The organism is Mesorhizobium humile, assembly GCF_033977215.1.
Classification (GTDB): Bacteria; Pseudomonadota; Alphaproteobacteria; order Rhizobiales; family Rhizobiaceae; genus Mesorhizobium; species Mesorhizobium humile.
In genome coordinates this window covers 162,407-174,176 of the sequence record NZ_JAVIIV010000009.1, presented here as the reverse complement: position 1 = coordinate 174,176, position 11,770 = coordinate 162,407, and the positions used below count along the sequence as shown (strand labels likewise).

The 11,770-nt window shown below is 64.0% G+C and carries 11 protein-coding genes; 5 read left to right on the top strand and 6 right to left on the bottom strand.

Annotated elements, in window-relative coordinates; genetic code table 11:
- The first annotated feature begins 90 nt into the window (after positions 1–90).
- A complete protein-coding gene (lpxK, locus tag RFM52_RS15935) occupies positions 91–1,119 on the top strand; it encodes a tetraacyldisaccharide 4'-kinase (RefSeq protein ID WP_320297464.1) in 1,029 nt (342 codons plus the stop codon).
- 13 nt (positions 1,120–1,132) lie between these two features.
- On the opposite strand, the gene RFM52_RS15930 is transcribed toward lpxK, so the two are convergent.
- From RFM52_RS15930 to RFM52_RS15920, 3 genes are all read right to left on the bottom strand, one after another.
- The gene (locus RFM52_RS15930; protein WP_320297403.1) at positions 1,133–2,089 is read right to left on the bottom strand and encodes a UDP-glucuronic acid decarboxylase family protein; all 957 of its coding nucleotides are present in this window, start codon (positions 2,087–2,089) and stop codon (positions 1,133–1,135) included.
- A 94-nt stretch (positions 2,090–2,183) separates the two neighbouring features.
- The gene (locus tag RFM52_RS15925) at positions 2,184–2,975 is read right to left on the bottom strand and encodes a glycosyltransferase family 92 protein (RefSeq protein WP_320297402.1); all 792 of its coding nucleotides are present in this window, start codon (positions 2,973–2,975) and stop codon (positions 2,184–2,186) included.
- A 108-nt stretch (positions 2,976–3,083) separates the two neighbouring features.
- A complete protein-coding gene (locus RFM52_RS15920) occupies positions 3,084–3,317 on the bottom strand; it encodes a DUF2093 domain-containing protein (RefSeq protein WP_040986608.1) in 234 nt (77 codons plus the stop codon).
- Between the two features lie 114 nt (positions 3,318–3,431).
- Here RFM52_RS15920 and RFM52_RS15915 point away from each other — a divergent pair, with 114 nt between their 5' ends.
- Positions 3,432–4,034, top strand: coding sequence for a hypothetical protein (locus RFM52_RS15915; RefSeq protein ID WP_320297401.1), 603 nt, complete (start codon positions 3,432–3,434; stop codon positions 4,032–4,034).
- Positions 4,035–4,040: 6 nt separating this feature from the next.
- Here the strand turns inward: RFM52_RS15915 and RFM52_RS15910 are convergent, their stop codons facing one another.
- Positions 4,041–4,967, bottom strand: coding sequence for a LysR substrate-binding domain-containing protein (locus RFM52_RS15910; protein WP_320297400.1), 927 nt, complete (start codon positions 4,965–4,967; stop codon positions 4,041–4,043).
- A 90-nt stretch (positions 4,968–5,057) separates the two neighbouring features.
- Here RFM52_RS15910 and RFM52_RS15905 point away from each other — a divergent pair, with 90 nt between their 5' ends.
- Complete coding sequence (locus RFM52_RS15905) at positions 5,058–5,951, top strand: DMT family transporter (protein ID WP_320297399.1); 894 nt, start codon at positions 5,058–5,060, stop codon at positions 5,949–5,951.
- 118 nt (positions 5,952–6,069) lie between these two features.
- Positions 6,070–6,831, top strand: a complete 762-nt coding sequence (locus RFM52_RS15900) for a hypothetical protein (protein WP_320297398.1) — start codon at positions 6,070–6,072, stop codon at positions 6,829–6,831.
- 122 nt (positions 6,832–6,953) lie between these two features.
- On the opposite strand, the gene mutL is transcribed toward RFM52_RS15900, so the two are convergent.
- Both mutL and RFM52_RS15890 read right to left on the bottom strand, forming a co-directional pair.
- Positions 6,954–8,828: a DNA mismatch repair endonuclease MutL gene (gene mutL / locus RFM52_RS15895; RefSeq protein WP_320297397.1), complete on the bottom strand. Its 1,875-nt coding sequence runs from the start codon at positions 8,826–8,828 to the stop codon at positions 6,954–6,956.
- Positions 8,829–9,093: 265 nt separating this feature from the next.
- Positions 9,094–9,996 (bottom strand): LysR substrate-binding domain-containing protein, encoded by a 903-nt coding sequence (locus RFM52_RS15890; protein WP_320253072.1) that lies wholly within the window; start codon positions 9,994–9,996, stop codon positions 9,094–9,096.
- A gap of 89 nt (positions 9,997–10,085) precedes the next feature.
- On the opposite strand from RFM52_RS15890, the gene RFM52_RS15885 reads away from it, so the two are divergent.
- The gene (locus RFM52_RS15885) at positions 10,086–11,636 is read left to right on the top strand and encodes a trimethylamine methyltransferase family protein (protein WP_320297396.1); all 1,551 of its coding nucleotides are present in this window, start codon (positions 10,086–10,088) and stop codon (positions 11,634–11,636) included.
- Positions 11,637–11,770 lie beyond the last annotated feature (134 nt).

Genomic DNA, 11,770 nt, shown 5'->3' with positions numbered 1-11,770 from the left:
AAAACAAGGGGTAGAGCGCATGATCCCAAAAATCGGGACCGGTTTTTGGAAAAGCTCATGCGCGAAGCCGAGGCGCATAGGGCCGGCGCGATGACCAGCGAAGCGCCACCCTTCTGGTGGGAAAAGCCGGACTGGCGCGTGCTCGCGCTGTCGCCGGCTTCGGCGGTCTACGGCCTGGTGGCGGGCCGCCGCATGCGCCACGCTCCGCGCGAGAAGGTCGCAGCACCCGTGCTGTGCGTCGGCAACCTCACCGTTGGCGGCAGCGGCAAGACGCCGGTCGCCATCGCTTTGGCCAAGCAAGCCAGGCGCATGCAGCTTACCCCAGGCTTCCTGTCGCGCGGCCATGGCGGTTCGTTCGCCAAGCCGCATGTCGTCGACGCGCATCACGACGCCGCCAAGCATGTCGGCGACGAGCCGCTGCTGCTCGCCGAACACGCGCCTGTCGCGGTGACGGCCAACCGCGCCGCCGGCGCGAAGCTGCTCATCGAGGGACATGGCTGCGACTTCCTGATCATGGATGATGGCTTTCAGTCGGCGCACATCCACATCGATTACGCGCTGGTCGTGGTCGACGCCCGCTTCGGTGTCGGCAACGGCCGCGTCATTCCGGGGGGGCCGCTCCGCGCCAAGGTCGTCGACCAGCTGGTCTTCACCAGCGGCTTGCTGAAGATGGGCGAGGGGGCCGCCGCCGACGGCGTCGTGCGCCAGGCCGCGCGCGCCGGACGGCCGATCTTCCTGGCGCATGTCGAGCCGGCCGACCCGTCACGCTTCGCCGGCCGCCGCTTCCTGGCCTTCGCCGGCATCGGCCATCCGGAGAAATTCTTCGACACGGTGCGCGGCGCGGGCGGCGAAGTCGCGCTTTCGCGCGCTTTTCCGGACCATCATTTTTACGCCCAGGACGAGCTCGCCGACCTCCTGGTGCTCGCCCGGCAGGAGGGACTGCGCCTCGTCACCACGGCAAAGGACGCCGCGCGGCTGCGCCATGGCGAGACGCCCGCCGGTTTTCTCGACCAACTGGACGTGCTCGATATCGAGGCGGTGTTCGAGCTCGATCATGTGCCCGAGCGCATAATCGACGAGACGCTCGACGCCTGGCGCCAGCGCAAGATGCGGGGTTGAGCGGCGCCCGCCGTCAATTGCCGTTGATCAGCCGGCGGAAGTAGCGAACCGTTTCGCCAAGCCCATCCTCGAGGGCGACGCGAGGGGACCAGTCCAGCGTCGATCGCGCCAGATCTATGTCGGGTTGGCGCTGTTGGGGATCGTCTTGCGGCAGGGGCTTGAACTCGATCTTGGACTTGCCGCCGACAATGCCCAGCACAAGTTCGGCCAGTTCCAGGATCGTGACTTCCGACGGGTTTCCAACATTGAGCGGGCCTACGAAATCGTCGGGCGTAGCCATCATCCGAACCATCGCGTCGACGAGGTCGTCGACGTAGCAGAAGCTGCGCGTGTGGCTTCCGTCGCCGTAGATGGTTATGGGGTCGTTCCGCAGGGCCTGGACGATGAAATTGCTGACCACGCGTCCATCCGACGGATGCATGCGAGGCCCGTATGTATTGAATATGCGCAGCACCTTGATGGGTAATTTCGACTGGCGCCAGTAGTCGAAGAACAGCGCCTCGGCGCATCTCTTGCCTTCGTCGTAGCAGCTGCGCGGTCCGATCGGATTGACGTGGCCCCAATAGGCCTCGGTCTGAGGATGGACTTGCGGATCGCCATAGACCTCGGATGTCGATGCCTGAAGGATTCTGGCTCCGGAAGCGCATGCGAGATCGAGCATGTTGATCGCTCCATAGACGCAGGTCCTGGTCGTCTCGATCGGAATGCGCTGATAGTGGACGGGCGAGGCCGGGCAGGCGAGATTGAAGATCTCATCCGTTTCGACTTCGAGGGGCACGGTAATGTCGTGTCTCAGAAGCTCGAAATTTGGATTGCCCAGAAGGTGACGGATGTTTTCTTCCGAGCCGGTGTAAAAATTGTCGGCGCATATTACCTGCCGGTCTTTTGCCAGCAACAGGTCGCATAGATGCGAACCGATGAAGCCGGCGCCGCCGGTCACAAGAGCCTTCACGATAACCCCCGTACCCATCGCCCTTTGGTGTCTATAGCCCCGGAAGCGCGAAAGTGTCAGCACTGAAATGACGGCCTAGGGCCATCAGCCGGGAAGGGAAGGGTGGCCGCTTCTAACCCGCGCGGCGCATCGCCTTCAGGATCGCCTCGTCGCGCTCGACGTTAAGCTTGCTTTCGAAGTCGAAATGCCAATCCCTGTCGCGCAGCGCTGAAGTCGAAGCGTCGCCGCGCCGGATTTTCTGGTCGAGGTCGGCAAGCGATCGCGACCAATAGTGATTGATCCTCAAGATATCGAGCTTGGGGGGCATGCCGGGCACGATGGTCCGTCGATGGGTATCGAGCCCTTCACCGGACAGGAATTTCGACAGATGGACGCCAACCTTGTAGACCATGCGAGGGTTGACGATTGTCTTGGCCGTCGTGATGTCCGGCCCGGCTCGCATCGTGTAGGCTTCGACCACCGGACTTTCCGGCCTTTCGACATGGCCGGAGGAGCCGTAAAACGCCTGCCAGACACAGACGCCCGGCAGGTCGCGATAAGCGTTAAGGACGGAGCGCACGTCACGCCCGTCGGGCGCGAAAAGAAACTCGTCGATATCGAACAGCCCGATCCACAATGCTTCATGCCAGTGCCTGCGGATACAATCCTTGTAGGCCGACAACTGCCCTACCGGCCGCGGCCAGTCGACCAGCGTAACCAGCCCTTCCTGGATGAACGGGTCCAATACGGCTTTGAAGTCGTCGGTCGAGAAGTTGTTGTACAGATAGAAATGCTCAAATCCCACGCTCTGATGGAACCTGATCCATTCGGCCAGGAACGGCGCTTCCTCACGGAAGATGGCGCAGGCCGTCAGCTTGAACCGTGGGGCTTTCGATACCGCCCGATCGCGCAATCTCGCGCGCATGATTAGTGGCATGCGAACGGCAGTCTTGAGAGAATTCTTTAGGTTTTTCAATGCAATACCCTAAGCGCGGTCGAAATTGATGGCCACGGCGCCATGGGTTCGCATGGCCTATCCCCGCTTGCGCAATTCCGGGTGCATCTCGATCTCGCGGGCAAGCGAGACAGCCGCGTTCACGTAGGGCTCCTGCCGGGCGACGCTCCAATATTTGAGCTCGTCGAGGGGAATGTTCTCGCCCGTCACCGCGCAGCGCACGAAAGAGCCGGGACTGGTGACCTGGAAGTCGCCGTCGAGATAGCGGATCCGGGCTTCCCTGCCGCCCGGGCCTTCGAAACGATTCATCATGGAAGGACGCTTGAGTTCATCGGGTTTCAATCGCCACAAATCGCAAGCAACGTCAAGCTTGACGCAATGCTCATGCAGTATGGCTGAGCGGCAAAATGCTTTCCGGAAACCGGCATGGACATCACCTCGACCCGCCTGAACACGCTGATCAATGAGGCGCTCACGCCGCAGGCGGTGACGTCGCCGAAGGCCGATCCGGCGACGACGGCTTTGATCAAGGCGCTGGTCCAGCCGCCGGCGCCGACGACGGGGCAAGCGGCGCAAATCGCGGCCCAGTCGCTGCAAAGCGCGCAGCCGCGCCAGGCCGCTCAGGCATCGCAACGCCTGTCGTCCTCCGAGGTCGAGGACGCCTACCGGGCCATCATGGAGCCCGATGCCGCCACCGACGATGCGCCGGCAAGACCCTCGACGGCCAGGGCGGCGACGGATACCGATCAGGCTCCGCGCGGCTTCGTCCCACCACCGGCAGCGGTTGCCGACAATACGTCCAGGCCCGTGGCTGCGCCGGCATTGTCCACATTTTCGCCGACCGCCGCTTCCGCTTCGGCGCTGGTCGCGGCCAACGCCAACGCGCCTCAGCCGCGCGGCGCCGCAGTCCGTCCGGCTGGACACGCTCCGCGATCGGAATCCGCGCCGATATCCCTTTGGACGATCTCGGTCGTCACCGCCGTCGTCTCGGCGGTGACCGCAACGATCATGGTGCTGTTGCTTCGCTGATCCCGCTCAGACGTCGTCCTGAAGGAAAGCTTCGAGCTTTTCCGGAGCAAGCGCTGCCTGTTCGGCAATGCGCCTGGCAAGGTCCGCCGCCGCCGCGCGCGGCCGGCCGACCGGGCGGTCCATCCAGTAAGACACCGGGTTGAGCGCAACGCGCTCATCGACGGCGACGATACGGCCGGATTGGAGCTGGTCTGCGGTCAGCGGCGGTCGTGCCAGCGCAATGCCCAGCCCGTGCGCCGCAGCATCCAGCACCAGATTATAGTCTTCGAAACGCCTGTCCTGCGGGCGTGGGCGATAGTCTACGTCCTGCGCCGCGAACCAGGCGCGCCAGGCGGAAGCGTCGGAATCGTTGATCAGCGGGAATTTCAGCAGTCGCGCAGGGTCGCCTCGTCCGATCTCCTTCGCCAGCTCCGGCGAGGCGATCGGGAAAACATGCTCCTCGAAAAGCTGCACCGAGACGCGGCCCGGAATGCGGCCGCGTCCGCAGCGCACCGACAGGTCGATGCCTTCGTCGGCGAGGTCGGCCTGGCGGTTGTCGACGTCGAGCACGATACGCAGCTTGGTCGGATGGTTCTCCAATTCCGCCATGCGCGGCATCAGCCACAGCCCGCTCACCGACGGGATCGAGGCCAGCCGCACCACGGCGGTGCCGCGCGGCTCGACCCAGCGGTCGGAGTTGACCGAGATCAGCGCGAAGGCCTCGGCGGTCCTCAAATGCAGGCGGTTGCCCTCGATCGTCAGCGTCACGCCTCGTGCGTTGCGCTCGAACACTTTCAAGCCCAGCCAGCCCTCCAGCTTGGCGATCTGGCGGCTCACCGCGCCATGGGTGAGGTTGAGCTTTTCGGCCGCCGCGGAAAAACTCCCTGTCCGCGCCGCCGCGTCGAAGGCGCGCAAGGTTTCGAGCGGCAGTATCTGGTCAGAGCTGTGATCCATATTCACAGCTGACCCTCGAATTGGTCGTTTGTCAATTGGCCGGCAATGCCGTTTTCTGCCTCCATGACACAGAAAGACGAGGCTACGGCAATGAGCGCTTACACCGGCACGTTGAATGAGACACAGCGCATGGACACCACCGCGGCGGTCGCGGTGACGTTGACGGTCATCGGCTGGGCCTCGGCTTTCCCGGCGATCCGCGCCGGCCTTGGCGCCTTCCAGCCGCTGGAGCTAGGGGCGCTGCGCTTCGCCATCGCGGCCGTTCCGGCCGCCATCTTCCTCGCGGTGAAGCGCCCGGCGCTGCCCAGGATCGACGAGCTGTGGCGCTTCGCCTTCGGCGGCGCCATCTTCGTCGCGCTCTACACCGCCATGCTCAATTTCGGCGAGCTTACCGTCTCGGCGGGCGCGGCCGGCTTCATCATCAATGTCAGCCCGATCTTCACCGCCATCATGGCCATGGCGCTGCTCGGCGAACGCTTCTCGGGAATCGCCTGGCTCGGCACCGTCATCTCCTTTGCCGGCATCGGCATCATCGCGGTGGCCGACGGACACGGCCTGCATTTCAACGCCGGCGCGCTGCTGGTGCTGGGCTCGGCACTTTGTTCGGCCGTCAACACCATCGTCCAGAAGCCGCTCTTTGCCCGCCATCATCCGCTGACGATCTCCGCCTCCAACATGGTGCTCGGCGCGCTCTGCCTGTCGCCGTTCCTGCCGGAAGCGTTTTCGCAGGCAGCGGTCGCCAACACCGCCGGTCTCGGCGCCGTCATCTATCTCGGCATCGTGCCTTCATTGATCGCCTATGCCGCCTGGGCGACCGCGCTTTCCCGCCTGCCTGCCGCGCGCGCCTCGAACTTCCTCTACCTCGTCTCGCCGACCTCCGCCTTGATCGGCTTCTTCTGGCTGGGCGAAGTGCCATCGCTGCTCGGCATTCTCGGCGGCGCGCTGGCTCTGGGCGGCGTGATCGTGGTGAATTTGAAGCGGTAATTCAAAACGCTGCAGTCGTTTGCGGACTTAAAATCTCGAGTACCCCCGCGGTGATGCAGACACGCGCCAGGCGGGCGGCTATGGTGAGCCGCTTTCGGGGAACGCGGCGGTGATCGGGATGGCAGGACGGTTCGTATGCGCAATTTCTTGCGTACTGCTGCTGTGCGGGAACGCCGCCGCGGGCTGGTATCATGTGGAAAATTACGAAGGGTCCATCGGCTCTCAGCCCGTTCATATCTCGCTTCAGACCTATGACGGGTTCGGCAGCGGGATAACGGTCGAGGGCAGTTACTTCTACGACGCCAAGCAGAGCCCAATAGCGGTGTACGGCAAGATCACCGGCACCAGGCTCGCGCTCTGCGAGATCTCGGGCAAGAAGGAATTCGACCGGGTATTGATGGTTGGATCAAAGACCCCTGTCGACACCGCCGGATGCCCGTTTTCCATCGACATGGCCGAAAACGGCGCGACAGGCACCTGGAGCAAGGGTGCCGACACATATCCCGTCACGCTCAAGAAGGTCGCCAGTCTGGACGACAAGGGCGAGGTAAAGATCGACGGGACCGTCGAGATTCCCTTCTGGGCCGAGACAGCTGCCGACAGGTTTGCCGGTATCTATGCGGACACCGACTCAGGCACTTGCATGAAAAAAATGCAGGTCATCAAGAAACGCAGCGGGAAGGTCGTTCAGGAAATTGCCCTCAAGGATGATGACGCCTGCAGCGCCGGCATGCTGATGACGTCCATCTATATGAATGTCGAGAAGTGGGTCGAGGGAGGCAAGGACGTCATTTCCGTGAATTTTAGCGGCGGTGGCGCAGGCCATACTGAGGACTATGCCTTCAGCCCCAAGGCGAACAAATATCGCAAGAGAAAATGAAATGGGGCGTCAGTCTAGTGCGTTTCACCGTTTCACGGAAACGGCGAACCGCACTATCTCTTTGTTTTTACGCAATTCCGGACGGAAAACCGTTCACACTTTTCCTGGAATTGCTCCAGCGCTCACCGCCGTCCGAACAGCCTTTCGATATCGGCGAGCTTGAGCTCGATATAGGTCGGGCGGCCGTGGTTGCAGGTGCCGGACCCCGGCGTCGCCTCCATCTGGCGCAGCAGCGCGTTCATCTCCTCGGCCTTGAGCAACCGGCCGGACCGGACGGAACCATGGCAGGCCATGGTCGCGGCTATTCTGTCCAGCCGCTCCTTCAGCGTCTCGACCGTGTCGTTGTCGGCGATCTCGTCGGCGAGGTCGCGCACCAGCTGCTGCACGTTGGTCTCGCCCAGCATCGACGGCGTCTCGCGCACCGCCACCGCGCCCGGGCCGAAGCGCTCGAGGCCGAGGCCGAATTTGGCCAGCGTGTCCGAATGCATCGCCAGCCGCTCGGCATCCTCTTCCGGCAGGTCGACGATCTCGGGCAGGAGAAGCATCTGCGACGGCACCGCGCGCGAATGCAGCGCATTCTTCAGCGCCTCATAGACCAGTCGTTCATGCGCCGCGTGTTGGTCGACGATGACCAGCGAATCCCGCGTCTGGGCGACGATATAGTTTTCATGCACCTGCGCGCGCGCCGCGCCCAGCACCATGCCGAGCAGCGCTTCGGCCGGCTCGGCCATGCCGGCGCGGATATCGGCGCTGGCGAGCGGGCCGGTGTCGAAGGCGGCTTGCTCGTTTTCGGCAAAACCATTGGCTCGCGATCTCGCCTCGCCATAGCCCATGTCGAGCGGCCGCTGTGGAGAACGTGTCGGATCGAAACCGCTGGAGCCGGAAGCACGGTAGGCCGCGTCATAGCCTCGGTGCCCATTGGCCGGGCCTGGATGCGAGTAGGGCGCAGCACCCGGCCGGAACGCCGCCATCATGCCGGCAGCACCCGTGGTCGCCGCGCGGATGCCGGCGCCGGCCAGCGCCTCGCGGATGGCGCCGACGATCAGCCCGCGCACCAGGCCGGGATCGCGGAAGCGCACATCGGCCTTGGCTGGATGGACATTGACATCGACGGTCGAAGGATCGAGCGACAGGAACAGCACGGTGACCGCGTGCCGGTCGCGCGGCAGGACGTCGGCGAAGGCGCCGCGGATCGCGCCGGCGATCAGCTTGTCGCGCACCGGCCGTCCATTGACATAGGCATATTGCTGAAGCGCATTGGCGCGCGTGTAGGACGGGATCGAGACGTGCCCGGCAAGATGCACGCCATCGCGCATGGCATCGATGGCAATGGCATTGTCGGGAAAATCCTTGCCCATCACCTGCGCGACGCGGGCAAGCCGGCCTTCCGGCGTATCGTCCGTCGCCGGCAGTTCCAGCGTCGAGCGGTCGGGACCGGCAAGCGTGAAGCGCACGGCCGGGAAGGCGATGGCGATGCGCTTCACCACGTCGCTGGTGGCCGAGCTTTCGGCGCGCTCGCCCTTCATGAATTTCAGCCTGGCCGGCGTGGCGAAGAAGAGGTCGCGCACCTCGACCGTCGTGCCGCGATTGGCTGCCGCCGGCTTCACCGGCGAGACGCGGCCGCCGTCGATGCCGATCTCGGCCGCGCTGTCGCCGCTTGCCGTGCGCGAGCGGATCGACAGCCGCGCCACCGAGCCGATCGAGGGCAGCGCCTCGCCGCGAAAACCGAGCGAGCGGATGTCGTGGATATTGTCGGAAAGCTTCGAGGTGCAGTGGCGAGCAATCGCCAGTGCAAGCTCCGGTTCGGCTATGCCCGAGCCGTCATCGGTGACGCGGATGAGGTTCAGCCCGCCGCCCGCCGTGACGACTTCGACGCGCGAGGCCCCTGCGTCGAGCGCATTCTCGACCAGCTCCTTCACCACGCTCGCCGGACGCTCGATAACCTCGCCGGCGGCGATCTGGTTGATCATCGTTTCGGAAAGCTGGCGGATGGGCATCAGAGGATTATAGGCGGATTCGAGGTGTGGGCAAAAGCTGCACGTACCATGGAGGAGGCTGGCGGGACAGCACCCCCCTCTGGCCTGCCGGCCATCTCCCCCTCAAGGGGGGAGATCAAATGTCACCTGGATTTTCGCCAATCGCCAACGTCTCAAGGATGGCGGGACGCATGAACCGCCAATCTCCCCCCTTGCGGGGGAGATGTCCGGCAGGACAGAGGGGGGTGTGAAGGATCGCTACGATCGTAATTGCGTGACGACGCAACTAAGCCTGCGCCACCAGCCAGTCCCTTACCCTGCGCGCATTGTCGCTGAGGTCGCGGTTCTTCGGCCAGATGACGTGGAAGCCGATGCCGGTCCGCATGACATGATCGGTCACCGGCACCAGCAGCCCCGAAGCCACCAGGCGCTCGACCAGATGCCGCCACCCAAGCGAGATGCCTTGTCCCTCCATCACCGCCTGGATCACCAGGGCATAGTCGTTGATGCGCAGGCCGCGCTCGGCATTGCGCAGGCTGGTTCCGGCGGACGCGAACCATTCGTCCCAGTTCGGCGCCTCGCGATAGGGCTCCTCGAGATGGATCAGCCGGTGCGTCGCCAGTTCCTCGACCGTCTTCGGCTTGCCGAACTTGGCGAGATAGCTCGGCCCCGCCACCGGGAAGATCTCTTCGTCGGAGAGCGACAGCGAGTGGTAGTCCGGCCAGTCGCGCGGCACGCCGCCGCGCACGCCGAGCGGAATGCCCTCGGCGATGATGTCGAGGTCGCGGTCGGCGGTCTGGATGCGCAGGTCAATGCCCGGCAACTCGTCCCGGAACTGCTGCAGGCGCGGCATCATCCAGAACGAGCCGAAGGCGGTCGAGGCGGCCAAGGTCACATGCCCGCCGGTCGCCTGCAGGCGCAGGTCCTCCGCCGATTTGCGGATGTGCGACAGGCCGAGCGAGACATCGGCATGGAAGCGCTCGCCGGCTTCCGTCAGAAGCACCTGGCGGTGGCGGCGCTGGAAGAGCTTGGCGCCGAGCTGCTCCTCCAGGCCGCGCACGGCATAGGAAACGGCGGCCTGCGTCATGCCGAGCTCGCGCCCGGCAGCGGTGAAGCTCGACAGCCGTCCGGCGGCTTCGAAGACGATGAGGCTGCCGGCGGAGGGCAGGAGGTGGCGCAGGCTTCGCATAAGCACAACTTATACAGAAGATCAGGATTTTCCAGCGTCACAGCCATATTTTGCCTCGCTAATTTGGGTGGCGGGAAGAAGGAGGCTCCATGAACGCACCGGCCGTTGAATTGACCGAACAGACCCACCGCCGCGGTGGTGGCCGTCTTGGCCGCAAGGCGCTGAGAAGCGCGCCGATCGCGTCCTTCCCGACCCTTGTGCGCAAGATCCCCGCCTACGAGATCGTGCCCGACGAGGCGGTGGAATTGATCCACGAGGAATCGCTCAAGATCCTCGAGGAGGTGGGGTGCGAATTCCGCGACGACGGGGCGATCGAGCTTTGGAAGGCGGCCGGCGCCGATGTCAGGGAAACGCGCGTCCGCATCGACCGCGCGCTCTTGATGGAACTCGTCTCGAAGGTTCCGGCGGAGTTCACCCTCAATGCACGCAACCCCGAGCGCACCGTGCGCGTCGGCGGCAAGAATTCGATCTTCGTGCCGATGTATGGCGCGCCCTATGTCCGCGACCTCGACAACAAGCGGCGCTATGGCACGCTCGCCGACCTCAATAATTTCCACAAGATGGCCTACATGGCGCCGGCGCTGCATTCGTCGAGCTCGGTCATCTGCGAGCCGATGGAAATCGCCGTGCCGAAGCGGCATCTGCACATCATCCATTCGGCGCTGAAACATTCCGACAAGCCGTTCATGGGCATCGTGACCTCGAAGGAGCGCGCCGAGGACACGATGGCGATGGCTGGCATCGTCTTCGGCGAGGAGTTCGTGCGCGACAACCCTGTGCTGGTGGCGATCACCAACTGCAATTCGCCGCTGGTGTGGGACGCCACCATGATCGACGCCATGCGCGTCTATGCGAGCCACAATCAGCCGCTGATCCTGGCGCCTTTCGCGCTCTGCGGCGCCTCGACGTCGGCCTCCGCCGTCGGCGCGGTGGCGCAGGTCAACGCCGAGGCGCTGGCGGGCGTGGCTTTGACCCAGCTCATCCGGCCCGGCTCGCCGCAGATCTACGGCCAGTTCATGGTCACCGTCGACATGAAGACAGGCGCGCCGATGGGCGGTACGCCGGAGGCGGCCCAGATGATGTATCTGATGGGAGCGCTGGCCAGGAAATACAAATTGCCGTGGCGCACCTCAGGCTTCCATGTCGGCTCCAAGCTCAACGATGCCCAGGCCGGCTATGAGGCGAACATGCTGATGCATGCCGCGATCCTCTCCGGCGCCAATTATATCTGGCATTCCGCCGGCTGGCTGGAGGCGGGTCTCACCTGCGGCTACTCGAAATTCGCCACCGACTGCGAGCAGCTGGTCGGCTGGTACAAATATGCCGGTGGCGTGCCTTTCGACGATTTCAAGGAGGCTCTTGCCGCAATCCGCGAGGTCGGTCCGCAAGGGCATTTCCTCGGCACGCAGCACACGCTCGAGCATTTCGAGAGCGCCTTCTTCATGCCCAACATCATGGATTTCAATTCCTTCGAGCAGTGGAGTGCCGAAGGCGCCAAGGACCACGACACGCGCGGCCGCGAAAAGGCGCGCGTCATGCTCGCCGACTACCAGGAGCCGAAGCTCGACGAGGGCATTGCCGAGGGTCTCGCGGATTTGATCGCGCGGCGTGAGGAAAAGCTGCCGGACAGCGTTAGTTGATGGATAGCAGCGTCGGAGCATGATCCCGAAAAGTGGGAACCGGTTTTCGGAAAAGATCATGCTCCAACAAAGAGTTAGACCAGGAAGACGATTCAATCAAACGTAATCCTGGTCTAGTTGAAACCAACCGGGCG